The following is a 22,776-nucleotide window of genomic DNA, read 5'->3' on the forward strand; positions in this document are numbered from 1 at the left end:
GGGTGGGTCACCCGGACAAACCCTCCGGTGGCCCCTGGGCCGCGGGGCGCGTCCCGGTCAGCTCCGCCCAGACGACCAGTCGGTGGCTGTGGCCCCATTCCGGATCGCAGGTCGTCAGGGTCAGATAGCGGCCGGGCGCCCGGAACGGCGATTTCTCCGGGACCGGGTCGACCACGGCGACATCGGTGGGCAGCGTGCGCAGGGGCGCGGAGCGGAGCGTGTAGGTGTACCAGGTGCTCGCGTCCTTGAGGATCACCACGTCGCCCGGACGCAGGCGCGGGAAGTCCTTGAAGGGGTCCCCGTAGGTACGCCGGTGGCCGGCCACCGAGAAGTTCCCGACCGCGCCGAGGGGGGCGGTGGCGGCGTAGTGGCCGAGGCCCTTCTTCAGCAGTTCGGGGTCGGTGCCCTCCAGGACGGGCTTGACCCAGCCCCGGCCGAAGCGCGGGACGTACATCTCGGCGAAGGCCCGGCCGGCGGGATGCCGCTCGGGCGACGCGGTCGGCGGCGCGGATGCAGGCGGGGCCTGCGAGGGGGCCTGCGAGGGCGTGGGCAGGGGTGCGGCGGCCGGGGCGGCCGCCCAGCGGTCGCGCATCCGGTCCCTCTCCCCGTCCATGGCCCGGTCGGCCTTGACCCCGGTCCACAGCAGGACGTAGGCGACGAAGAGCACGATGAGGGTGCCCGCCGTCAGGCACACCTCGCTGAACGTCCGTACCACCAGGCGCAGTACGACGTCAGGACGGACCCGATCACGGGGTGGGCGCCACCGGCTTCGCATAGTGGAGGTCCACTGTGCCGGAGTAGCCGGGAAGTGTCAGCGCCTTGTGCTCGTCCACTTTCCAGCCGAGCCCGTAGGCGTTCACGTACAGCTGGTAGTTCTGCAGGGCCGGGGAGGCGGCGAGGGCCTTCTTCATCGTGCCCGGGTCGCCGACCGCCGAGATCTTGTACGGGGGCGAGTAGACGCGGCCCTGGAGGATCAGGGTGTTGCCCACGCAGCGCACCGCGCTCGTGGAGATCAGCCGCTGGTCCATGACCTGGATGCCCTGGGCACCGCCGCGCCACAGAGCGTTGACCACGGCCTGCAGGTCCTGCTGGTGGATCACCAGGTCGTTGGGCTGCGGCTCGGGCACGTTGGGGATACGGGCGGTGGCGTTCGGCGGGGCGTCGTTGAGGGTGACCGTCAGGCCCTTGCCGGTCAGCTCCTCGGTGCCGGAGGCGGCGCGCAGGGCGGCCAGCTTGGCGTCCTCGGCCTTGGTGCTGCCGTCGTCACGCTCCGCGAGGGTGTCCACCTGTCCGCGTACGGCCGCGGTGCTCTGTTCCAGCTCCGCGTTGTCCTGGCTGCGCTCCTTGATGAGGTCCGACAGCTTCAGGAGTGAGGCGTCCGTCCGGATGTTCGTACCCTTGGAGGTGTTGAAACTGGTGACGAAGAGCAGCCCGGCCAGGGCGAAGACGGCGGCCGTCAGCAGCCGGACCGGCCTGGCCCGGCGACGGGGACCCGCGGAGGAGTCGTCTGAATTGCTCAACGTACCCTTCTCCTTCAACGCCACAGGTCCACTACGCTAACGGACGCCCGGGGCAGGCAAGGTCCCCAGCGCATCGACAGGAGAGCCCCTCGTGCCGAAGTCACGTATCCGCAAGAAGGACGACTACACGCCGCCGCCGACCCGGCAGCCGCAGAACATCCGGCTGACGAATCGCAGCTGGGTCGCCCCGGTCATGCTGGCGTTCTTCCTGATCGGACTCGCGTGGATCGTCGTGTTCTACGTGACCGAGACCCAGCTGCCGATCGAGTCGCTGGGCAATTGGAACATTGTGGTCGGTTTCGGCTTCATCGCTGCCGGATTCGGCGTATCCACGCAGTGGAAGTAGCACCCGAAAGCCCCTGAGGGAAGCTCTCCCCATGAGTTATCCACAGCGTCATCCACACCTGAGGAAAAGACAGAAGATCTGTGGATAACTCTGTGGAGAGTTGACGCCGGTGTGATCAGGTGAGTTCCGCGGTGCGGATCAGGATCAGCGTCGCGGCCAGCAGGAAGGCCACCGCGCAGGTGCCCCACTGGACGAGTGCGCGATGCCGGCCGGCGGTGGGCATGAGCATGCCCAGACCCACCAGCGCTCCGGTGACCAGGCCACCCACATGGGCCTGCCAGGACACCGTGAGCGCGCCACCGAGCGGTACGAAGGTCAACACCAGCATCAGCACGACCATGACGATCACCGGCCGCATCTCGTAGCGCAGCCGCTTCGCCAGGACGACGGTCGCACCCAGCAGGCCGAAGACCGCGCCGGAGGCACCGAGGGTCGGAACGTTCGGCTCGCTCAGCAGATAGACCAGCGCGCTGCCGCCGAGGCCCGAGAGCAGGAAGACCGCGAGATAGCGGACCCGGCCCAGCGCCGCCTCCAGCGGCCCGCCGATCACCCACAGGCCGATCATGTTGCCGATGATGTGCCACCACTCGATGTGCAGGAACACCGAGGTCAACAGCCGGTGGTACTCGCCTGTGGAAACTCCCCGGACGGGCCCGACGAGGTACGCGAACTCCCGGTACCGACCGATCAGCTCCATCCGGACCGCGAGCGCCGGGTCGGCGAGCACCGCGAGGAACACCAGGACGTTGATCCCGATGAGGATCTTGGTGACCAGATGGGGGTCGGCGGCGACCACCCCGCCCGCGATGGTGCGCGGCGCGTTCGCGGTCGGCCGGTGCCCGGTGCCGGAGCCCGCCTGGACGCACTCGGGGCACTGGAAGCCGACCGAGGCGCTGATCATGCACTCGGGGCAGATGGGACGCTCGCAGCGGGTGCAGCTGATCCCCGTGTCGCGGTCCGGGTGGCGGTAGCAGCCCGGCAGACGGTCGGTGTCCATCGGTTCCCTCGGTCAGCGGCGAGGCGGGGCTGCCCCGCCGGTACGTATCCAGTACGGACGGGCGGGGCCGGAAGGTTCCCGGGCGTCAGCGCTTCTCGACGACGACGGACTGGATGATCACGTCGTCCAGGGGGCGCTCGGTCCGCGGGTTGGTGGGGCCGGCGGCGATGGCCTGCACCACCTTCTGGCTCGCCGGGTCGGTGACCTCGCCGAAGATGGTGTGCTTGCGCGTCAGCCAGGCGGTCGGCGCGACGGTGATGAAGAACTGCGAGCCGTTGGTGCCCGGGCCCGCGTTGGCCATGGCGAGCAGGAAGGGCTTGGTGAAGGCCAGGTCGGGGTGGAACTCGTCCGCGAAGCGGTAGCCGGGGCCGCCGGTGCCGTTGCCGAGCGGGTCACCGCCCTGGATCATGAAGCCGCTGATGACACGGTGGAAGACGGTGCCGTCGTACAGCGGGTCCGTGGTCTTCTGGCCGTCGGTGGGGCGGGTCCATTCCCGGGCGCCCGTGGCGAGCTCGACGAAGTTCCTGACGGTCTTCGGGGCGAAGTTCTCCAGCAGCTCGATCTCGATGTCGCCGTGGTTCGTCTTCAGGGTGGCGTAGAGCTTCTCGGCCACGGATCTGCCTTCCATAGTCATCACTGTCGGTCCAGATGGTCGCACGGAGCGCTCCGCAGCACTGAAATCCTCCACCCGTATGCCCTGTCACGCATGCCTGTCCGCGATATGGCAGGCATGATCCGACAAAGGGTGGAAAGGTGAACTGTGTCCGCCACCGAGGAGGAGGATCCCGTGACCGGCAAGGAGAGCATGCGCCTGGCAGCCGAGAGCGCCAGGGAGAGTGTGCGGCACGCGACGGAAGTGGTGGCACCGTACGCGGAATCCGCCAAGGAAGCCGCGGTGCACTACGCCCAGGAAGCGAACGAGCGGCTGGCACCCAAGGTGTCGTACGCGGCGACCAGCGCCGCCCAGCACGCCCGTTCGACCTACGACTGCCATCTGCATCCCCGGCTCAAGGCGGCGCGGGCCCATGTGCCGGAGCCCGTCGACCGGGCGGCGACGCAGGCGCGCCGGGCGGCACGGCAGGCCGCCGAATACACCCAGCCGAAGATCGAGAGCGCGATCGCGGCCGCCACACCGGTGGCCGAGGAGGCCGCGTCCCGGTCGACCGCCGCCATCGCGGCGCTGCGCGGCCAGGTGACCGCCAAGGAAGTGCAGAAGCTGGTGCGACGTCATCACCGGCGCGAGCGCAACGGAAAGATCCTGCGCGGTGCCGCACTGGTCGGCGTACTGGCGGCGGCCGCCTTCGCGGTGTGGAAGTGGTGGGACCAGCAGTCGAATCCGGACTGGCTCGTCGAACCGCCGGCGGCCACCGAGCTGTCGGCGCGCGACGCGGCGCCGACCGGCTTCGACGAGGAGCTGGCCGAGAAGGAGCGCGAGGCCGAGTCGGGCCCCGACGACAGGCAACTCTGAACGGCGCACGGGAAGGGGCCCGGATCCTGTCACCAGGATCCGGGCCCCTTCCGCGTCCGCGGGGCGTCAGCCGGGGAGGGTGAGCACCGTGCCCGGACGGATGAGGTCGGGATTGGGGCCGACGGCTCCCCTGTTCATCGCGTAGAGCTCACGCCAGCGGGCCTCGTTGCCCAGTTCCTGACGGGCGATCGCGGGGAGCGAGTCGCCGGCCCGGACGGTGTACGTGCGCTTCTTCGCGGCGGACCCGGGCCCCCGCGTCGGGGCCGCCGGTACCGCCTTGTGCGCGGCCGAGTGCGGGGTCGGCGTGTGCATGGCGCCCGGCGCGGCGGGGGAGAAGGCCCCGGGCTTGGGCATCGCGGTCGGCCGGGGAGCGGCGGGCACCGCCTTGTGCGCCGCGGACGTGGGGGTCGGGGTCGCGGGGGCGGGCCTGGGCGGCGCGGCCGCCGCCATGCGCTCGGCGGTGGCCCGGGTGGCCGACGCGGCGTCGGCCGCCGAACCCGCGGGCGGCCTCCGCGTCTCGCCCGCCTGCTGCTGCACCTGCTCCTTCGCCTTCTCGGCGGCGTCGTGCGCCTTGTGCTTGTCGGACTTCAGGAAGTCGAAGAGTCCCATGTCTGTACGCCTCCGGCGTGCTGGTCCCCCCTGGGATCGTGCCCTTCTTCCACTGTCCTGCACCGGGCGTCCGAAGGCCCTGCGACGGGGCCGTCCGGGGGACACGCCGGCCCCGGCCCCGACCCACGCGGGAACGCGGCGGGAAGGGACCGGGAAGGCCCGGCGACACCATCGTGGGACACGATGGAGGAGATTTCTGTGATCATCAGACAGTCCGCGGAGCGGGTAGTGCTGGTCAGGCCCGGACCCGGGCTCGTGCGCGCCGCGCTCGTGGCGGGCCTGGACGTCTGGGTGGTGTCCGATCCCGGACCCCACCCACCGAACGCGCGGCTCCCCGCCGAGCTGCCCCCGCAACGCCTCCTCCGGGTGGACTTCGACGACCCGGACGCACTGCGCACCGTGCTGACGGACACCGTCCGACGGCACGGGATCGGCCAGGTCCTCCACCTCGCGAGCGATCTGGAGAAGGGTCTCGGCAGCGGGGCCGCGGCCGCGGCCGAGGAGGTGGTGCGGGAGCTGTCCGCCGACGGCGGGAAGCCGGCCCGCGCCCTGCCGGACGCGGTCACGATCCGGCGGATCCTCAACGAGAGCCGGACCTCCGCGGTACGGGCCCACGAGGCCCGGTCCGTCACCGAGGCCTGTTCGCTGGCCGAGGACTTCCCGCTGCCCGTGGTCATCAAGTCGGCCGACAGATCCGGTTGTTGGTGGACCGTTCCGGTGCACGACCGTCCCGCGCTCGCCCGGTGGGCCGAACAGGCCGTCACCGCCCGGCACTCGGCCCCTTATCTCGTCGAAGAGCTTCTGACCGGAGCCAAGTTCAGGGTGGAGACGCTGACCGTCGACGGGATGCACCTCGTCGCCGACATCGCCCCCGAGGGAACGGCGCCGCCGCTCCACGACGCGGAGCAGGCCCAGATCCGCGCGACCGTCCGCGCCCTGCTGGATCTCGCCGGGTACGAATCGGGCACCACGCGGACGGATGTGCTGGTCGGAGCGCGGGGATCACGTATCGCGGCGGCCACGGAACCGGACCGGGAACAGGCCGGGAACAGCCGTTCCCGCAGCACGACCACGGGCGGTATCGAGAGGGGAACGGACCGGTAAGACCCTCGGCCACTCTTTGGTCTGTCGAGAGCGGCCACCGCACCACACGGGAGCCGCACCGGGTACACACCAGGGGGTTCCACACATGCGCAGCAAGCCGGCGGGCCTGATCGGAATCATCGCGGTGGCTCTGGCGATCGGAGTCGGTGCGACGGTCAGCGGCCCGGTGGACGCCGGTCAGCCCTCCGGCTACCAGGTCCTCGCGGACGACAAGGGTCCCGGGATCGCCCCCCCGGCCCCGACGCCGACCCCGTCCCCCCGCTAGTCCTGCCGCTCGCCGCGCACGGCGAAGTGCCCCTCACGGCGAAGTGCCCCGCACCGGATTCGGTGCGGGGCACTTCGCGTCGCGCGCCGCTCTGCCGCTCAGTACGCCCGCCGGTGCGCCGGCAGGCCCATGAAGTCGAATAACTCCTCGGCGGCCACGCGGTACCCCGCCGCGGCCGAAAGGTCCCCGAGCGCCTCGGCCGCGTGGACCATGCCCACCAGCGCGGACGCCTCCTCGGCGCGGAAACTCATCGGCTCCGCCAGCTTGTGGGCGTGCGCGTGCAGGTCGAGCGCCACCTCGTGCTCCCCCCACGCCCTGTGGAGCCGGCCCAGCACGTTCTCCACCTTGGCGAGCCTGATCGGGGCGCCGCTGGTGCGGCCCAGGGCCAAGGAGCGCTCGGCGAACGCGCGGGCCTGCGCGGCGTCGCCCCGCTCGTGCGCGACCTGGGCGGACAACGCCAGCACCAGGGCCACGTCGCCCGGCGACCGGGTCTCGTCGCACAGGTCGCGGGCGCGTTTGAGGCCGGCGTCGGCGTCCGCGTACTCGCCGAGCCCCACCTGCGCGAAGGCAAGGTCGGCCAAGGCCATGATCTCGTTGCTGCGGTAGCCGAGGTCGCGGTCGATCTCGATCGCCCGGCGGGCGGCCGCGGCCGCCTCCGGATAGCGGCCCCACCGCTCGTACAACGTGCTGAGGGTGGTCAGGCTCTCCGACTCCGCGCGCAGATTGCCCAGTTCCCGGGCCGCCGTCACGGACCGCTCCAGCAGGGGAAGGGCCTCCCCGTACCTCCCGAGCATCGACAGCAGCAGCCCGATGGTCGATTCGCTGTTCGCCTCGGTGTGCCGGTCCCCGGCGCGGACCGCGGTGTCGCGCGCCTCACGGGCGACCTCCAGCCCCTCCTCGAAGCGGCCCAGCTTCCAGCAGGCCGCGCCCAGATTGGCCAGGCTGATGCCGAGGAGCGCCGGATCGTCGAGTCGGCGGGCCGCCGCCACCGCGAGGTGGCCGACGCTCCAGAACTCGTCGAGCTGCCCGTGCGAGTGCAGGTGGAAGCCGATGTTGCGGCTCAGGCAGGCCGCGTACCGGTCGTGGCCGGACCGCTCGGCCAGGGACACGGCGGCCAGCAGGCCCGCCTGCTCCCGGTCGAACCAGCTCACGGCCTGCTCGGCGTCCCGGAAGCGCGGGCGTTCGCCCTGGTACGGCGGGATGCCGGTGGGGCGGCGCTCACGACCCGGGAACAGCATCTCGCAGGCCGCGTCCGAGGTCGTCATGTAGTAGCTGAGCAGCCGCTCGACCGCCGCCGCGTCGTCGTCCGCCGTCGCCGGACCCCGCAGGCTCTGGGCGAAACTGCGCACCAGGTCGTGGAAGGTGTAGAGGCCGATGTCGGGCTGCTGGACCAGATGCACGTCGAGCAGGAACTCCAGGGCGTCCTCGGCGTCCCGGACGGTCGTCCCGAGGAGCGCCGCCGCCGAATGGACGTCGGTCCCGGCGCACGGGTACAGGCTGAGGATGCGGAACGCGGTCCGGTACTCCTCGTCCATCGCCAGGTAGGACAGGCGCAGCGTCGCCGCGACGCTGCGCTCCCCCGAACTCAGCTCGTCCATCCGGCGCTTCTCGTCGCGCAGCCGCTCGACCAGGTAACGCACCGTCCAGCGCGGCCTGTTGCGCAGCCGGGCGGTCGCGATCCGCAGCGCCAGCGGCAGGTGCCCGCACAGTTCGGCCAGTTCGGCGGAGGCCCCCGGCTCGGCGGCCACCCGGGTGGTCCCCAGGGTCTCCGCCATCAGGCTGGTGCTGTCCTCGGGCTCCATCATCCCGATCGACACCCACTCGACGCCGTCGAGATCCAGCAGCCGACCGCGGCTGGTGATCAGGGCTAGGGAGCCGGGCGAGGCCGGCAGCAGCGGCCTGATCTGCGCCGCGTCGACCGCGTTGTCGAACAGGAGCAGCATCCGCCGGCCGTCCAGCTTGGAGCGCCACACGGCGGTGCGCCCCTCCAGGTCCTCGGGAATCCGGTCGCCCGGCGTACCGAGGGCCCGCAGCAGCCCGTCGAGCGCGGCGGCCGGCGTCACGGGCTCGCGGCCCGGGGTGAATCCGTGCAGGTCGATGTGGAGCTGCCCGTCGGGATACCGGTCGGCCAGCCGGTGCGCGGCGTGCACCGCCAGGGTGGTCTTGCCCATGCCGCCCATGCCGTCGACGGCCACGATCCGGGCGTAGCGCTCGCTGCCGCGGCCCTCGTCCCGCACGTAGTCGAAGAGTTCGGCCAGCTCCTTGGCGCGGCCGGTGAAGTCGGGCAGGTCGTAGGGCAGGGTGCACGGGGCGTCGAAAGGCGCGGTGCGCGTTCCCGGCTCCCCTTCCCGGTCCGCCTCGGTACGGGTCGGGGCCTCGGGCGCCGCGCCCTCGGACACCGCGGTCACGGGAGGGGCCGGTTCGGGCACCGGATCCACGGCGGCCGCCGGTTCGGGCACCGGACGTACGGGCGCCACCGTGACCGGCGCCGGCCGTTCGGGCGCGGCCAGCTCGGGGCTGTCCCGCAGGATCGCCTCGTACAGCTTGGCCAGCCGGGGGCCGGGGTCGATCCCGAGCTCGTCCACGAGCAGCTCGCGGACCTCCCCGTACTCCTTGAGCGCCTCGGCCTGTCGCCCGGAGCGGTACAGGGCGAGCATCAGCTGGCCGCGCAGCGTCTCCCGCAGCGGGTGCTGGGTGATCAGGGCGCGCAGGCCCGAGATGAGCTCGCCGCTCTCGCCCAGGGCGAGGCACAGGTCGAAGAACTGCTCGGCGGCGGCCAACCGGCGTTCCTCCAGCGCGGTCGCCGCGGCCTCGATCACGGGTCCGCCGGTGCCTGACAGCACCGACCCCCGCCACAGCGCGAGCGCGGACCGCAGCGCCTCGGCGGCCGCGGACCGCCCGCCTTCGCGCAGGGCCTGGCCCGCCGCCCTGGTCAGGGCGTCGAACTCCAACAGGTCGACCTGGTCGTCCGCCACCACCACGCGGTACCCCGGCCCGTCGGTGGCGATCACCTCGGTGCCGGTGGGTACGCGCCGTCGTAGGTCGGCGACCGCCTTGCGGACCTGGTGCGCCGCGGTCACCGGCGGGTCCTTCTCCCAGGTCGCCTCGACGAGGCGGGCCACGGGCACCACCCGGCCGGCTTCGAGGAGCAACATGCACAGGACCCGTTCCTGTATCGCTCCCCCCAACCTCAGCCGTACCTCGCCGAACCATCCCTCAAGCGATCCGAGCACGTTGAAGCGCAGCCTGCCCCCCGCAGGATTCGCGCCGCGTCTCTCCCCGGACTCCGCATCCGCCCCCGGCATCGGACATCCACCCCCAATGAACACGACCCCTGGCCAGGCCATGTCAACCGGATCATAGGGGTTCCCCCTTGCACGCGGTAAGCATCCGGTAGCAGATCAGGAAGGGCGACACGGACAGTTCATGGGCGGCCCGGAGCAGGCAGCACATCGAGCGAGTACCGAAGGAGCAGGCTGTGGGAAGACTGGAGAGACCACTGGCCCCCGATGCCGGACCAGTCACCGCGTTCGCCCGGGAATTGCGCAGGCTGCGGACCGCGGCCGGCAGTCCCGGATACCGTGACATGGCCACCCGTGCCATGTTCTCCGCGTCCGTGCTCTCCGACGCGGCCGCCGGTTACCGCCTCCCCACCCTTCAGGTGGCCCTCGCCTTCGCCGAGGCCTGCGGCGGCGACCGCGCCAGCTGGGAGCGCCGCTGGCACGAGGCGGCACGCGCCGACGGGGACGACGGGAGTGCCCGTCCGGCGGTCAAGGCGGTGCAGCAGCACCAGGAGAACGAGCTGCGGGCGGCCGACGTACGCGCCGTGCTGCCGCCGCCCTCACAGCTGCCGATGGAGGCTCATCCCCTGGTGGGACGGCGTGAGCTGCTCCAGCGGGCCCGCGCGCTCACCGCCCCCTCGCCGGACGGACAGCGCCTCGCGGCGCCGCTGGTGATCAGCGGTCAGGTGGGTGTGGGCAAGACGGCCTTCGCCCTGCGGCTCGCCCACGAACTCGCCGTGAACCTGCCCGACGGGCAGCTCTACGCGAACCTCGACCCGGCCGCGGACGGACGCAAGGACGCCGCCGGCATCGCGGGCGGTTTCCTGGAGGCGCTCGGCATCCCCACCGACCGGATCCCGAACGATCCCGGTCAGAGAATTGGCCTGTACCGATCGCTTCTGAACCGCCGGCGGCTGCTCGTGGTGCTCGACGGCGTCCAGCACGAGCGACAGATCCGGGAACTTCTCGTCGCGGCACCCGAGAGCCGCGTCATCATCACCAGTCGATCGCGTCTACTGGGCCTCGACGGAATTGGCCGGATCCGACTCCCCGCACTGGACCGCGACGAGTCGATGGAGCTGCTCGCCCAGCTCCTCGGCGGCGACCGGGTCGGTGACGAGCCGCGCGCCTGCCTGCGCCTCGCCGACGCCTGCGGCGACCTGCCGCTGGCGCTCAACCTGGCCGGCCGGCGCATCGCGGCCCGCCCCGAGTGGATGCTGCAGGACTCCGTGTCCGAGCTGCTCGGCGACGGTCCCGGCGGACCGGTAGGCCACCAGGGGCGTGACGGGCAGCGGGCACCGGGCCGCTTCCTGGCCCGGCTGCAGATCGGGGACGACGCGCTGAGCACCCGCCTCGACAGCGCCTACCGGCTGCTGACCCCGTGGGCCCGCCTGATGCTGCGCCAGTTCGCCGGCTCCGACAACCCGCCCTCCGTGGACAACGTGGTGTACGAGTCCGCGGACGCCCTCGCCATGCTGGTCGAGCGGTCCGCGCAGCCGGTGGAGGACCTCCTCGAACGGCTCCTCGACGCGGGGCTGCTCGACCACTCGGACCTGCCGGGGCAGTACGGGCTGACGCCGATGGCCCGGGCGTACGCGCTGACGCAGCCGGACCCGACGGAGGAGGACCCGGCCCCCGCGCCGGCTGCCGCACGGGGCCAGGCGCACGCGCGGCAGCCGAGGTAGGCCGACCCCGATCACGATCCAGGCCCCGGGGACGGCGCGCCGCCGCCGGCTCAGGCCGCGTGGGTGATCGTGACGTAGAGGTGCTCGTCGAGGATCTTGGCGAGGGACACCCCGGGACGGCCGATCTCGGCGCACAGGGCGGCCTCGTCGAGGCCGCCGCTCTCCTCCAGCACCGCCCGCGCCCAGCTCCGCCCGAGCTCCAGGTGGCGGGCGAAGGCCGCCCGGTCCCGGGCCCCGTGCAGCCGCTGCGCGATGGCCGCGTCCCACGGCATGACCGAGTCGGGCCGCAGCGCGTACAGCGCCTTGGCCGCGGCGGTCGGACCGAGGCTGCGGCGGCCGATCGGCAGCGCCGCCAGTTCCTCGTAGGCGGCGGCGAGCCCGGCGATCTCCCGCGGCGTGAGGCGGGCCAGCGGCGCGTGCGCGGGTGCGTGCCGCTCCGCCCACGCGGCGAGCCCCGCGCCGAAGGTGTCGGGCTCGCCCTCGCGCGGGTAACGGATGCGGCAGCCCCAGGAGTTCAGCCAGCGGTGCAGGGCGCCGCGGTGCGCGGCGCGCGAGAGGTCCAGCGCATGGCCGGTCTCCTCGCGGAACGCGAGCCAGCTCCGGTCCACGCCCGCGAAACCGTTGAACACCTCCGCCGAGGCCCGCAGTTCGGCCAGGGACGGCGCGGGCGGGAGCGACGGCGCGGTCGGCGGATCCAGATGGGCGCGGGCGACCTTGGCGGGCACCACCATCCGCCAGGCCTCGGTGACCAGCTCCGTCAGCTCCTCGGTGTCCAGCGCCGCCAGGTGGGCCTCCACCCAGTGGAAGCGCAGGTCGGACGCTCGGGGCAGGAAGAACTTCTCCGGCTCGGCGGCGACGAGCGCCGCCCGTTCCTCCTTGGGGAAGGCGAAGCCCAGCTCGCTCTCGTCCCGGGACAGGGCGAGATAGACGATGGCGCCGATCCGGAACTTCACCCGGTCCCGGATCAGGTGCTCCTCGGTCCTCGGCAGGCTCAGCGCGAGCCGCCGTACGTCCTCCACCGTCGCCACTGCCCGCTCCTCGCTCATCCTGCCGCCGCTCACAGACCCGCGAGCTGCGGGGTGTGGACGTCCAGCGGTGGCCCGTCGAGCGCACCGAGGCCGATCAGGGACGGACTCCTGCCGATCAGCCGGTCGGCCAGCGACCGTGCGATGAGCGGCGCGAACTTGAAGGATGTGCCACCGCAGGCCGCGTACGCGAATCCCGCGCCGCCGAGGGCGACCAGCAGGGGGCCGCCGGTCTCGGCGAAGGACGAGTAGTAGGCGTCCTTGGCCGCGGTGACCCAGGCCGGACCGAAGCCGGGGAGGACGTCCCCGAACTCCTTCTCCAGCTTGCGCTGCCAGTACGGGTCGGTGGCGTGGTCGGTGATCGCGTCCACCTCGCGGCAGGCGGTCGCCGAGGTCAGTTTGAGGGCCGTGCCCGCCACCGGCGGGATCAGCCAGGCTCCGCCGGCCGTGCCGAGGGCCGGTATCGCCGGGGTGGCCGCCCAGGCCGTCGACTGCTGCCGGGGCACCCGGCAGTAGAGGAGGGACTGGCGGTGCAGGGTCAGCCGCTCGGAGATGTTCGGCGGCAACAGGTCCCGGGACCAGGGGCCCACGGCCATCAGCACCGCGTCGCTCCGCAGCACCCGCCCGTCCACCAGCCGTACGCTGCCGCTCTCGCCGTCGACGGCGGTCACGGCCCGGTGCTCGATCAGCTCGATGCCCCGCTGCCACTTCAGCCAGCCGACGCAGGCGGCGAGGACCCGTTCGGCGAGCAGGACACCCGCCTCGTCCTCCAGTACCGCGCCGAGACCGCCGCCCACGTGCAGATGCGGATAGCGGTCGGCCAGACCCGCCGTCGTCAGTTCCCGGGCGTGGCCGCCGGCGTCGGCGAGCATCGCCGCCGCGTCCGTCGCGGCCGCGGGCGGCAGGACGGTGAGGGAGCCGACCTGCTCGTAGAACCGCGTCAGGAACAGTTCCTCCAGTTCGACCCAGCGGTGGTGCGCACGCAGTGCGGCCGCCGTGGTCCGCGGGTCCGCCGGGTGCAGGGCCCGCAGGATCCGGTGCTGGTCGAAAGAGGTGGCTCTGCTGTGCGGGATGGGGCCCTGGTCCACGACCGTGACCTTGTGTCCGTCGAGCACGCACTCGACCGCCGTGAGCAGGGCGATCACTCCGCCACCCACTACCGTCACCCTTGTCGACATCACACACCTCCCTTCAGTTTTCGTTCGGGCCGACGGGTCAGCGCTCTAGGACGATCGTGGTCAGTGCGGCCGCCTTGGCGAGGGACTCCTCGCAGCTCAGGAAGGTGTCTCCGGCGCAGATCAGGTTGGCGTAGCGGCTGAGGTAGCCCTCCGGCGGCAGCAGCAGGCGCGTTCCGGGCGCCACCATCACGTTCGTCTCCAGCAGCCCCGGTACGTCCGAGGTGGCGGGTACGTCGACCGAGCGGACGGTGCCGTTCTGCGGCGGGTACAGGAAGCGGATCCCCACGGTGCGGGACTCGGTCGGGTCCCACGCGGGGCGCACGCCCGCGGCCACGTCCGCGGCCAGTTCCCCGGGCTCCACGCCGGTGGCGAGGCTGCCGAGGTAGGGGATGAGGTCACCGCCCAGGCGGGCGTTCACCTCGATGATCACCGGGCCGCGGGTGGTGAGCTTCACCTCCGTGTGGGTGATCCCGTAGCCGATCCCAAGTTCCCGGTGGGCGGACCCGAGGACGCGCAGGAGTTCCTCGTCGGCGAGCAGCGGGTCGGTGGCGCTGACCACGTGCCCGGTCTCCTCGAAGTAGGGCGCGAGGCCCACTTCCTTGTGCGCGAGGAAGAGCGGGGTCCACTCCCCGTCGAAGACCACTCCGTCGATGCTGATCTCGGGGCCCATGACGCACTCCTCGACCAGCACCCCGCCCTCGTAGTCGCTGTTCCCGCCGCGGCTCGCGGCGTCGGCGACCTCGAAGGCGGCGCGGATGCCGGCCGCGTCGTCGACCCGGATGACGCCGATGCTCGCGCCCATGCCGCGGGGCTTGAGGACGACCGGGTAGCCGAAGGAGTCGGCCGTGGCGAGGGCGGTGTCGGCGTCGGTCACGTAGGCGAAGTGCGGCTGGGGAAGACCCGCGGTGGTCAGCAGCTGCCGGGTGTTGTGCTTGTTGCGGCAGTTGTCGGCGCCCCGGGAGGTCAGGCCCGGCAGTCCGAGCCGCTCGGCTATGAGGGCGGTGGTCACCACGAGCGTCTCGTCGTAGCTGAACACGCCGACCACGCGGTGCTCGGCGGCCACCGCCTCGGCGGCCTTGATCAGGCCCTCCGTGTCGGGGACGAGGCGTTCGCGGTCGAGCAGTTCGACCGTGGTGGAGCCGCGTACGTACTCCTGCTGCCAGGTCGGGTCGGCGGCGTCCAGGATCCAGATCGGGCGGCGCCGGGCGGCGCCCGCGAGCAGGTACTCGCGGTAGGCGCGCTGTCCGCTGCCGACCAGGATCACCACGCCGTCATCGGTCGTGCGGTCGTCGTCCGTCATCTTCGTCACCTCGCGGAGTGGGTCAGGACCCGGTCGCCGGCCGTCGCGATCGCCGCGAGCTGCGGCTGCGCGAGGGCCAGGTAGTCGGGGGTGGACAGGGCCACGGAGCGGTCCAGGCGGGCCGCGTTGAAGTAGATCTCTTCGGTGAGGATCAGGCCCTCGTCGACGACGAGGTGCAGATCGGGGTGGAAGCTGAGCGGCATCACCGTGCCGCAGACGCTGCCGGCCAGGCGCTCGGCGATCTCGGGGGTGGCGAAGGCCGTCCGCCCGCCGCCGAAGAGCGCGCCGACCGCCTCCAGGTCGACCTGCCGGTCGCCGGGAACCACCGCGAGGACGTACTTGCCGACCCGCTTGGTGATGCTCACGCGGACGACGATGCACTTGGCGGCCTGGTCCAAGGGGTGGCCGCGCAGGACACTCGCCAGGTCGGTCCGGCCCTCGGCCGGATGGTCGATCAGCCGGTAGCGCGCCTGATTGCTGTCGAGGAGGCCGATCAGTCGCTGGTACATCAGAGCACCTCGCCGACGTAGTACCAGTCCTCGGGGTTGATCAGTCCGAAGGGGTTGATCGGAGCCACGCCCTTCAGGTCCTTGGCCACTTCCAGCAGGCGGAAGGGGAAGTTGGGCATCCAGATGACCGGGACCTGCCGCGCGATGTGGTCCTGGTAGGCGTACAGGTCGGCCAGGTCGTCGCTGACCACGGTGCGGGCGATGAGCTCGTCCGCCTCGGGGTCGCTGTAGCTGCCGAAGTTCACCGAGGAGCCGGTCGAGTAGAGCGCCTCACCGGTCGGGTAGAAGCCGGGGCCGTAACCCCAGCCGCCGTTCCAGTCGCTGAACTCCCACAGGCACGGGCTGTCGGGGCCCGGGGTGCAGGTGGTGTCCTCCAGGACCAGGACGCTCGCCTCGACCTCGGTCAGCACGATCTCGATGCCGGCCTTCGCGGCGTCGGCGGCGAACTTGCGCATGACCGCGGTCAGGGTCTCGTGCCCCTGGGCGTACCGCATCGAGAACCTCAGCGGGGTGCCGGTGGGGATACCGGCGCCGGCCTCTCCGGGGCCGGTGCCCTCGCGGACGCAGAGCGCCGGGGTGGTGCTGGTGTCCCAGCCGTTCTCGGTCAGGAAGGCGCGGGCCGCCTCGACGTCGAAGGGGTACGGGTCCTCGTGCGCGGCGGGTGAGAGCAGCGGGCTGTCCGGCAGGGCCGGGATGGGCCCGGTGGTCGGGTAGCCGTAGCCCTTGTAGACGTCGCGGATGGCGCCCCGGGAGTCGAGGCAGGACTGGAGCGCCTGGCGGAAGTAGAGCTGCTTGAAGATCTTTCCGGAGACGGTGGGGTTGTTGAAGTTGATCGGGAAGTAATGGATTTTGTAAGTGAGTTGGGGGACGAGGTCGTAGTGCTCGCCGAGCGGATTGGGCCCGCCGACCAGCGGGTCCTCGGCCGGCTCGGTGACCTCGTCGAAGGGCAGGAAGCCGATCTGCACGCCGTCCAGGGCCTCGGGGCCCCGGCGGAGCATCTCGTACTGCTCGGTGTCCGAGCCGGTGGGCACCAGCCGGAACTCGTCCAGGTAGGGCTTGTTGGGGCCGGAGTAGGTCTCGTTGGGCACCAGGACGCATTCGCCCGAGGTGCCGTCGATCGTGTAACTGCTCAGCTTCCAGGGTCCGTTGACCACGCTCCAGACGGGGCTGGTGTCCCAGCTCTTGCGCTCGTCGTTGCAGGCCCGCAGGTAGGCGTAGACCGCGGAGGCCTGCGCGGGGTCGTGGGTGGCGTCGGCCGGCCGGTCGTCGGCGGTGCGGTCCCAGGCCTTCGGCAGCGGGGTGATGGTGCTGAACTGGTTCATCAGCACCCAGTTGTGCGAGTAGGCGCGGTCGAAGGTGAAGCTGACCTTGTCCTCGGCGACCTTCTCGTAGCCGGTCAGGTTGTCCGGGAAGAAGCCCGGCGTGTAGCCGCCGAAGCTGTCCTTCTCGGCCTCCAGGAGGTGCATCCACAGCATCACGTTGTCGGCGTCGACGCGCTCGCCGTTCGACCACTTGTAGGGCTTGATCGTGATCGTCGCCGTGCGGCCGTCCTCGCTCCACTCGGGGGGCTCGGCGAGGCTGCGCTCGTAGTCGACCGTCGGCTGGCCGCCGGTGCCGTACCAGTAGAGCGGGCGGTACATCAGGGTCTGGAACTCGTGCAGGTTGGCCACCCCGTAGTACTCGCCCGGGGTGAAGGGGAAGATGAAGACCGGGCTGAAGCCGCTGGTGCAGGCCCAGGTCACGCTGCCCCCGCGGAGCGGGGTGGTGGGCGGGGTCATGTCGGTACCTCCTCCAGTGCGGATATGCCGCTGTCCGCGTGGACTCCGTAGCGCTCCCAGCGCTCGTTGAGCCGGATCCGTCCGTCGTCCAGGAACTCGGGGGTGCTCCAGCACCGCCCGGCGACCACCTCGCCGTCGGCGAGGACCATCGTGTAGGCGAACTCCAGGTTCCCGTCGGGCTCCACGCGCCCGTTGAGCGAGCCCCTGCGGACCTCTCCTCCGTCGAAGTCGGCCCAGAGCAGGTCGCCGTCCTGGCGGTAGTGGCCGACGGGGGCGTCCTCGCCCGCCGGATAACCGGTGTTGCGGAAACTTCTGCCGTCGTAATCGATCACGGGCGTCGTATCTCCTGAGTGATGCATTTGACCGCGCCACCGGCCTTCAGCAGCTCGGACATGTCCACGGGGTGCGGCTCGAAGCCGCGCTCGCGCAACTCCTCGATCAGATGGGTGGCGGTCTCCGTGACCACCACGTTCAGTCCGTCGCTCACCGCGTTCAGGCCGAAGGCATCGGCGTCCTGGCGGGTGGCGAGGATCGCGTCCGGGTAGAGCTCCCGCAGCACCTCCTGGCTCTCCTCGGAGAAGGCGGCCGGGTAGTACGCCACCAGGTCCTCGTCGAGGACGAACAGCGCGGTGTCCAGGTGGTAGAAGCGGGGGTCGGTCAGGGTCAGGCCGACCACCGGCAGGCCGAAGAACTCGGCGAGCTCCTCGTGCGCTCCGGGGTCGCTACGGAATCCCGCGCCGGCCAGGATCCGCCGGCCGGCCGGGGCGAAGTCGCCCTCGCCCTCGTTGACGTACCGCGGGAGGTGGATGTCGGTGTAGCCGCGGGCCTCGAACCAGGCCCGGTGGGCCTCGGCCTCGGCCGCCCGCTCCTGGTGGCGGAACTTCGCGAGCAGCACCTTGCCGTCGACCACGGTGGCTCCGTTGGCGGAGAACACCATGTCCGGCAGGCCCGGGACCGGGTCGATGAAGGAGACCTCGTGTCCGAAGGAGAGGTACAGGTCCCGGATCCGCTCCCACTGGGCCAGCGCCAGGTCGGCGTCCATCGGCTTCTCGGGATGCATCCACGGGTTGATCGCGTAGGTCACCTCGAAGTGGGTCGGCCGGCACATCAGGTAGTGCCGCTCTGTGGCCGTGCGCCGCGGGGCCTCAGCCATGCTCCGGCCTCATCTCGGTGCTGATGCGGCCGGCCGCGACGTGCGCGGTGGTCAGGGCCTCCGTCAAAGAGGTGCCGGTGGCGCCGATGAAGCCGAGGATGTTGTTGCCCGCCGGGGGGCGCTTGATGACGGTCCCCGCCGTGGCGGTGATCTTCAGGAAGAACAGCGCCGGGTCCTCGGCGACCTCGGTCGGCACCTCGATGGACTCCACCGTGCCCGCGCCGCTGATCAGGCACATCGCGGCGGTGTGCACGCCGGTCGGCGCGTAGTGCGAGACGTCGGGCCGCAGGCCGCGGGCCACGTCCGCCACGCACCGGATGGGGTCGTGGCCGGCGCTGATCCGCGCCATGTGGTCGAGCCCGCCGCCGCCGGGGCGGATCGCGATCTCCAGGATGAAGGGCTTGCCCTGGTGGAAGCGGACCTCGGCGTGCAGCACGGAACGGCGCAGTCCTTGGGCGTGGGCCGCGTCCCGGACCACCTCGTGGACCGCGGCGATCTGCTCGGGGGTCAGGGAGCTCGGGGCGTGGTGGACGTCGTCGTCGAAGGTGCCGCTCTCGACGGTGATCCGGTCCACGATGGAGCCGAGGTACACCTCGTCGTCCCAGGCCAGCGCCTCGATGAGGTGCTCGTGGCCGTCGAGGTAGCCCTCGACGATGATCCCGTTCGGGCCGAGGTCCAGGCCGTCGGCCTCCATCAGGGCCCAGGTCATGGTCTCGATGCCCGAGGTGGCGTCCGCGAAGCGGGCCCGCATCTCCGCCGGGTCGTCGACCTTGAACACGAAGTTGCTGGCGGCGCCCAGGGTGGGCTTGAGGATCAGCGGGTAGCCGAGCTCCTCACCGGCCGCGAGGGCGGCCTCGACGTCCGGGGCGTACCGGAAGCCGGGGTGCGCCGCGTCGCCCCGCTCGTGGGCCTGGCGCATCAGCAGCTTGTTGCGGCTGGTCCGGGCGGCCTCGAAGCCGATGCTCGGCAGGCCGAGCGCTTCGGCGACGACCGCCACCGTGACGACCCCGGACTCCGAGAAGGTCAGGACCCCCTCGAACTCCTCCTCCGCGTGCCAGATCTTGGCGGCGGTGACGATGTCCTCGATCTGCTTGGAGCCGGCGATCCGGTAGCGGTCGGCGTCCCAGAAGTCCTCCGTGCCTATGCCGTTGAGGACGTGGACCTCGGCCCCGAGCGCCTCGATCTGCTGGTAGCGCGAGATGTAGTAGGTGGCGTTCTGGCTTGCTTCGATCGCGAGCAGCTTCATCGGTCCCGACCCCCCTCAGACCTTGGCCGGGACGGGCTCGGCGGCCGGGGCGGCCTCGGCGGCGGGCTCGGACACGGTCTCGGCGGCGGCAGCGGCCTCGGCGGCGGCGACCTCACGGTCGTGCTTGCGGAGCGAGATGACGGTGAGGGTGGAGATGACGACGACCAGGGCGGAGAGGGCGTAGAAGCCGTTCTTCACGTGGGTGGAGTCGACCAGGAGCGAGATCAGGACGACGGAGGCGGTGCCGGCGGCGAGGCCGAAGGCGTTGGTGGCGCCGAACACGAAGCCCGTCTTCTCCTCGGGGGCCGCGCTCATCAGGGCGGTACGGGCCGAGATGCGGGCCACGCAGAAGGCGATGGCGGCGAAGGGGATGACGGCCATCATGGCGTAGAGGTGGATGGACTCCATGGACAGCAGCACCGCGAAGGCGAGGTAGCCGATCAGGGCCGTCTTCAGCACGGTGGCCTTGGAGCTGATCTTCTTGAAGGCCCAGGCGGCGAACAGGGCGCCGATGCCGAAGAGGGCGTCGACGATGCCGAGGTAGCCGGCGTTGGACTTGAAGCCCTCGATGACCAGGACCAGCATGATGCTGTTGCCGACGATGATGACGATGTTGCCGATGATGTAGAGCAGCGCCAGGCGGGCCAGCGGCGGACGGGACGCGGACAGGCGGGCGGCGGCGGCCGACGCGGCCTTGGCCGCGGCCTCGGTGACGGCCTGGCCGGCCGGACGACGGCCGATGAAGAACAGCAGGACGGCGGAGAGCAGGAACGTGATCGCGTTGAAGTAGAAGAGCGACGTGGTTCCGACCCAGACGATCACCCAGCCGCCGAGGGCCGCCGAGGCGAGCGTGCCGGCCTGGATGGCGATCTCGGCGTTGCCGTTGAACTGGGCGAGCCGCGACTCCGGGATGCGCTCCTTGATCAGGGCGTTGCTGGCCGGGAAGAACAGGGCCGCGGAGATCGACAGGACGAAGCTGGCGACGTAGCTGACGGTCGAGGGGTTACCGCCGAGGGCCAGCCAGACCGGCAGGGCGATCGCGGCGACCGCGCTGGCCAGGTCCGAGATCATCGCCAGGGTGCGGCGGTCGAAGCGGTCGGCGAGCTTGCCGAAGAAGAGGGACAGCGCCACCTGCGGGATGGTGACGGCGATCATCAGCCAGCTGACCGCCAGCATGGTGTTGGCCTCGGTGAAGACCAGGTACGAGGCGGCGGTGAGCTGGATCCCGTTGCCCAGGTTGGTGATGAAGGTCGCGGGGATGAGCAGTCGTTCTGCCCGATTGGGACGGGGCGGGGCGATCGTGGACACAGTGCTCCTCGGAGGTCAGGCTCGGGTGACGGCCGGCTCGGCCAGGGGCGCGAAGGCCCCGACCGCGGTCGACAGGAGGGGGAGTCGCAGCGGGGCGACGGGTTCGGTGGGGAAGGCGCCCGCCGGCAGGCTCAGATCGGCGCCGGCCCGCTCGGCCCGGGCCGCGAGGTCGACGAGCAGCGGGGCGGCGCACGCGGTCAGCGTCCGGACGGCGAGGACCAGGTCACCGAGGTCGCTCGGGACGCCCGGCGCCACCCGGTCCGCCTGCGCGAGCAACCGGTCGAGGTGCACGACGATCAGGTCCGCGGCCCGGTGGAGGCTGAAGCTCTCCAGCTCGTAGTGGGAGCGGAACCGCTCGACGACGATCCCCGCCTCCCGGGCACCGGTCTCGGAGACCGGCAGCAGCGCGTCCGCCGGAACCGCGGCGAGCAGTTCCTCCAGCCGGCCCGCGAGGTGGTTCCACGGATCGACGAGCCGGGAGCTCGACAGGGTGTCGAGCGCCTCCCGGCTGAAGTTCGTCCGGGAGTGCTCCGGCGCGGTGAGCGCCAGGTAGAAGCGCACCAGGTCGCGGGGTACCTCGGCCACCAGATCGGCGGCCCAGACCACGTGACCTTTGCTTGTGGAGAACTTCTGGTTCTCCAGTTCGTAGAACTCGTTCGACACGATGGCGTGCGGCTCGACGTACCGGTCCCCGTGCGCCATCAGCAGGGCCAGGTGCGTCATTCCCCAGAAGTAGACGTTGTCGAATCCGAGGAAGTACACGAGGTCGATGCCGTGCTCGGACAGCCAGTGCTCGTCGAAGCGGTCGGTGTGCTCACCGAGTTGCTCCGCCGCGTACCAGGTGCAGTACATCGAGGCGGCCATGCCCTCGGCCCAGGCGTTGAGGACCTGGCCGGGCGTCTCGGTGAAGGGCGCCGGGATGCCCCACGCGGTGGGGTAGGTGATCGGGAAGTCCGGCAGCGGCCGGTCCAGCGCCTCCCGGACGAGCTGCGCGGTGTGCGGGCGCAGGACGTCCCGGTGCCGGACGTAGTAGTCGGCCAGCCGGTCGCGGTACTCCTCCATCGGCAGTACGAGGATCTGCGCCTCGCGGTGCGTGACCACGGCGTCCGGATCGACGGTGGAGCGCGGGCGCAGCAGCTCGTCGAAGTTGTTGGGGTGGCCGCAGGACTCGCACAGTCCGCCGCGGCTCTCCACGAGGCACACCGGGCAGTCGCCGGCGACCAGGCCCTCCATCAGGTACTCGCCGGTGGCCTCGACGTACGGCAGCCGCACCGTCCTGAGTCGGAACGCCCCCTCGCTGTGGAGGTCGGTGACGAAGTCGATGACGGTCTGGCGGTAGCCCTTGTCGAAGGGGGCGAAGCCGTCGACGGAGACGCCGGCCGCCTCCAGGGTGGCGCGGATCTGCGTGGCGGAGCGCAGGGCCAGCTCCTCCGGGGTCAGCCCGGCACGGGCGGCGCTGGCCACCACGTAGGTCTGGCTGTCGTCGGTGCCGCTGGTGAAGATCACCGGCCGGTCCGACGCCCGCAGGTAGCGTGCGTACACGTCGCCCGCGAGGTACGGGCCCGCGAGGTGCCCGGTGTGCAGGTCCCCGTTGGGGGTCGGCGGCGGCGCGATGATGACCGTACGGCGTGTCATGCCTGGGCTCCTTCGTGGCGAGCTGCGAACCGCTGTGTCATGTCGAGGTCCCACCAGACGCTGTACATCTCGAAGTCCTCGTCGGACTCGTTGATCACCCGGTGGTCGGAGCCCGGGGTGAAGTGCACGATGTCCCCGGTCGTGAAGGGCCTGCGGACGCCCTGGGACTCCAGGACGGCGGTGCCGGCGACGGCGATGAAGATCTCGTACTCGTGGTGGGCGTGGGACGTCGATGCGGTGCCGGGCCGGATCACGCACCAGGAGCCCTCGAAGGGGGCGTTGAGCTCGGGCCAGGGCAGCAGCCGCTGCGCGTCGAGGCCGTTCTCGTGCGTCAGTCCTTCACGGTCGAGTGGCTGGGTGAGCATGTGC

22 protein-coding genes are annotated in these 22,776 nt (G+C 71.5%); 5 read left to right on the plus strand and 17 right to left on the minus strand.

All coding sequences use genetic code 11. From position 1 onward, the window contains the following. Positions 1-7 precede the first annotated feature (7 nt). Positions 8-775: a class E sortase gene (locus ACWG52_RS18800; RefSeq protein WP_390139332.1), complete on the minus strand. Its 768-nt coding sequence runs from the start codon at positions 773-775 to the stop codon at positions 8-10. Then, positions 747-1,520: a DUF881 domain-containing protein gene (locus tag ACWG52_RS18805; protein ID WP_375934655.1), complete on the minus strand. Its 774-nt coding sequence runs from the start codon at positions 1,518-1,520 to the stop codon at positions 747-749. The genes ACWG52_RS18800 and ACWG52_RS18805 overlap by 29 nt, the downstream gene beginning before the upstream one ends. 91 nt (positions 1,521-1,611) lie before the next feature. On the opposite strand from ACWG52_RS18805, the gene crgA reads away from it, so the two are divergent. Next, the gene (gene crgA / locus ACWG52_RS18810) at positions 1,612-1,866 is read left to right on the plus strand and encodes a cell division protein CrgA (RefSeq protein WP_033214882.1); all 255 of its coding nucleotides are present in this window, start codon (positions 1,612-1,614) and stop codon (positions 1,864-1,866) included. A 115-nt stretch (positions 1,867-1,981) separates the two neighbouring features. On the opposite strand, the gene ACWG52_RS18815 is transcribed toward crgA, so the two are convergent. Both ACWG52_RS18815 and ACWG52_RS18820 read right to left on the minus strand, forming a co-directional pair. Next, positions 1,982-2,863: a rhomboid family intramembrane serine protease gene (locus ACWG52_RS18815; RefSeq protein ID WP_389804268.1), complete on the minus strand. Its 882-nt coding sequence runs from the start codon at positions 2,861-2,863 to the stop codon at positions 1,982-1,984. 85 nt (positions 2,864-2,948) lie between these two features. Beyond that, a complete protein-coding gene (locus ACWG52_RS18820; protein ID WP_033214886.1) occupies positions 2,949-3,476 on the minus strand; it encodes a peptidylprolyl isomerase in 528 nt (175 codons plus the stop codon). A 147-nt stretch (positions 3,477-3,623) separates the two neighbouring features. Here ACWG52_RS18820 and ACWG52_RS18825 point away from each other — a divergent pair, with 147 nt between their 5' ends. Next, on the plus strand, positions 3,624-4,331 hold the full coding sequence (locus ACWG52_RS18825; protein ID WP_375934661.1) for a DUF5324 family protein: 708 nt from the start codon (positions 3,624-3,626) through the stop codon (positions 4,329-4,331). 66 nt (positions 4,332-4,397) lie between these two features. Here ACWG52_RS18825 and ACWG52_RS18830 read toward each other — a convergent pair whose 3' ends face one another. Continuing rightward, on the minus strand, positions 4,398-4,940 hold the full coding sequence (locus tag ACWG52_RS18830; RefSeq protein ID WP_389804271.1) for a LysM peptidoglycan-binding domain-containing protein: 543 nt from the start codon (positions 4,938-4,940) through the stop codon (positions 4,398-4,400). Between the two features lie 198 nt (positions 4,941-5,138). Here ACWG52_RS18830 and ACWG52_RS18835 point away from each other — a divergent pair, with 198 nt between their 5' ends. Both ACWG52_RS18835 and ACWG52_RS18840 read left to right on the plus strand, forming a co-directional pair. Continuing rightward, positions 5,139-6,044, plus strand: a complete 906-nt coding sequence (locus ACWG52_RS18835; RefSeq protein ID WP_389804274.1) for a hypothetical protein — start codon at positions 5,139-5,141, stop codon at positions 6,042-6,044. 85 nt (positions 6,045-6,129) lie between these two features. Continuing rightward, positions 6,130-6,309, plus strand: a complete 180-nt coding sequence (locus tag ACWG52_RS18840) for a hypothetical protein (RefSeq protein ID WP_453129021.1) — start codon at positions 6,130-6,132, stop codon at positions 6,307-6,309. A gap of 98 nt (positions 6,310-6,407) precedes the next feature. Here the strand turns inward: ACWG52_RS18840 and ACWG52_RS18845 are convergent, their stop codons facing one another. Then, entirely contained in the window at positions 6,408-9,464 is a 3,057-nt protein-coding gene (locus ACWG52_RS18845) for an AfsR/SARP family transcriptional regulator (protein ID WP_389804279.1), read from the minus strand. Positions 9,465-9,895: 431 nt separating this feature from the next. On the opposite strand from ACWG52_RS18845, the gene ACWG52_RS18850 reads away from it, so the two are divergent. Beyond that, positions 9,896-11,275, plus strand: a complete 1,380-nt coding sequence (locus ACWG52_RS18850; protein WP_389804282.1) for an NB-ARC domain-containing protein — start codon at positions 9,896-9,898, stop codon at positions 11,273-11,275. A 50-nt stretch (positions 11,276-11,325) separates the two neighbouring features. Here the strand turns inward: ACWG52_RS18850 and ACWG52_RS18855 are convergent, their stop codons facing one another. The 11 genes from ACWG52_RS18855 to ACWG52_RS18905 are packed head-to-tail and all read right to left on the minus strand — an operon-like array spanning position 11,326 to position 22,772. Further along, on the minus strand, positions 11,326-12,303 hold the full coding sequence (locus ACWG52_RS18855) for an MmcQ/YjbR family DNA-binding protein (RefSeq protein ID WP_389804285.1): 978 nt from the start codon (positions 12,301-12,303) through the stop codon (positions 11,326-11,328). Positions 12,304-12,332: 29 nt separating this feature from the next. Next, positions 12,333-13,478 carry an NAD(P)/FAD-dependent oxidoreductase gene (locus ACWG52_RS18860; protein WP_453129022.1) on the minus strand — a complete coding sequence of 382 codons (1,146 nt, stop codon included), beginning with the start codon at positions 13,476-13,478 and terminating at the stop codon, positions 12,333-12,335. 37 nt (positions 13,479-13,515) lie between these two features. Continuing rightward, the gene (locus ACWG52_RS18865) at positions 13,516-14,778 is read right to left on the minus strand and encodes an ATP-grasp domain-containing protein (RefSeq protein WP_389804291.1); all 1,263 of its coding nucleotides are present in this window, start codon (positions 14,776-14,778) and stop codon (positions 13,516-13,518) included. A gap of 5 nt (positions 14,779-14,783) precedes the next feature. Next, the gene (locus ACWG52_RS18870) at positions 14,784-15,287 is read right to left on the minus strand and encodes a YbaK/EbsC family protein (RefSeq protein ID WP_389804293.1); all 504 of its coding nucleotides are present in this window, start codon (positions 15,285-15,287) and stop codon (positions 14,784-14,786) included. Further along, complete coding sequence (locus ACWG52_RS18875) at positions 15,287-17,065, minus strand: ABC transporter substrate-binding protein (protein WP_389804296.1); 1,779 nt, start codon at positions 17,063-17,065, stop codon at positions 15,287-15,289. Before ACWG52_RS18875 ends, ACWG52_RS18870 begins: the two co-directional genes overlap by 1 nt. Further along, positions 17,062-17,397: a hypothetical protein gene (locus tag ACWG52_RS18880; RefSeq protein ID WP_389804298.1), complete on the minus strand. Its 336-nt coding sequence runs from the start codon at positions 17,395-17,397 to the stop codon at positions 17,062-17,064. The genes ACWG52_RS18875 and ACWG52_RS18880 overlap by 4 nt, the downstream gene beginning before the upstream one ends. Next, positions 17,394-18,218: a dimethylargininase gene (gene ddaH, locus ACWG52_RS18885; protein ID WP_389804301.1), complete on the minus strand. Its 825-nt coding sequence runs from the start codon at positions 18,216-18,218 to the stop codon at positions 17,394-17,396. Before ddaH ends, ACWG52_RS18880 begins: the two co-directional genes overlap by 4 nt. Beyond that, positions 18,211-19,464, minus strand: a complete 1,254-nt coding sequence (locus ACWG52_RS18890) for an ATP-grasp domain-containing protein (protein ID WP_389804304.1) — start codon at positions 19,462-19,464, stop codon at positions 18,211-18,213. Before ACWG52_RS18890 ends, ddaH begins: the two co-directional genes overlap by 8 nt. Positions 19,465-19,479: 15 nt before the next feature. Beyond that, positions 19,480-20,772: an MFS transporter gene (locus ACWG52_RS18895; protein WP_389804307.1), complete on the minus strand. Its 1,293-nt coding sequence runs from the start codon at positions 20,770-20,772 to the stop codon at positions 19,480-19,482. Between the two features lie 15 nt (positions 20,773-20,787). After that, a complete protein-coding gene (locus ACWG52_RS18900; protein WP_389804309.1) occupies positions 20,788-22,407 on the minus strand; it encodes a class I tRNA ligase family protein in 1,620 nt (539 codons plus the stop codon). Beyond that, positions 22,404-22,772, minus strand: coding sequence for a cupin domain-containing protein (locus ACWG52_RS18905; RefSeq protein ID WP_389804312.1), 369 nt, complete (start codon positions 22,770-22,772; stop codon positions 22,404-22,406). Before ACWG52_RS18905 ends, ACWG52_RS18900 begins: the two co-directional genes overlap by 4 nt. Positions 22,773-22,776 lie beyond the last annotated feature (4 nt).

It is taken from the genome of Streptomyces sp. CLCI03 (assembly GCF_053615355.1).

Coding starts and splice junctions, on each gene's coding strand:
- ACWG52_RS18800 (WP_390139332.1), bottom strand. CDS start 775: ATGCGAAGCCGGTGGCGCCCACCCCGTGATCGGGTCCGTCCTGACGTC.
- ACWG52_RS18815 (WP_389804268.1), bottom strand. CDS start 2,863: ATGGACACCGACCGTCTGCCGGGCTGCTACCGCCACCCGGACCGCGAC.
- ACWG52_RS18830 (WP_389804271.1), bottom strand. CDS start 4,940: ATGGGACTCTTCGACTTCCTGAAGTCCGACAAGCACAAGGCGCACGAC.
- ACWG52_RS18840 (WP_453129021.1), top strand. CDS start 6,130: ATGCGCAGCAAGCCGGCGGGCCTGATCGGAATCATCGCGGTGGCTCTG.
- ACWG52_RS18845 (WP_389804279.1), bottom strand. CDS start 9,464: ATGTTGCTCCTCGAAGCCGGCCGGGTGGTGCCCGTGGCCCGCCTCGTC.
- ACWG52_RS18850 (WP_389804282.1), top strand. CDS start 9,896: ATGGCCACCCGTGCCATGTTCTCCGCGTCCGTGCTCTCCGACGCGGCC.
- ACWG52_RS18860 (WP_453129022.1), bottom strand. CDS start 13,478: ATGTCGACAAGGGTGACGGTAGTGGGTGGCGGAGTGATCGCCCTGCTC.
- ACWG52_RS18865 (WP_389804291.1), bottom strand. CDS start 14,778: ATGACGGACGACGACCGCACGACCGATGACGGCGTGGTGATCCTGGTC.
- ACWG52_RS18870 (WP_389804293.1), bottom strand. CDS start 15,287: ATGTACCAGCGACTGATCGGCCTCCTCGACAGCAATCAGGCGCGCTAC.
- ACWG52_RS18875 (WP_389804296.1), bottom strand. CDS start 17,065: ATGACCCCGCCCACCACCCCGCTCCGCGGGGGCAGCGTGACCTGGGCC.
- ddaH (WP_389804301.1), bottom strand. CDS start 18,218: ATGGCTGAGGCCCCGCGGCGCACGGCCACAGAGCGGCACTACCTGATG.
- ACWG52_RS18890 (WP_389804304.1), bottom strand. CDS start 19,464: ATGAAGCTGCTCGCGATCGAAGCAAGCCAGAACGCCACCTACTACATC.
- ACWG52_RS18900 (WP_389804309.1), bottom strand. CDS start 22,407: ATGACACGCCGTACGGTCATCATCGCGCCGCCGCCGACCCCCAACGGG.
- ACWG52_RS18905 (WP_389804312.1), bottom strand. CDS start 22,772: ATGCTCACCCAGCCACTCGACCGTGAAGGACTGACGCACGAGAACGGC.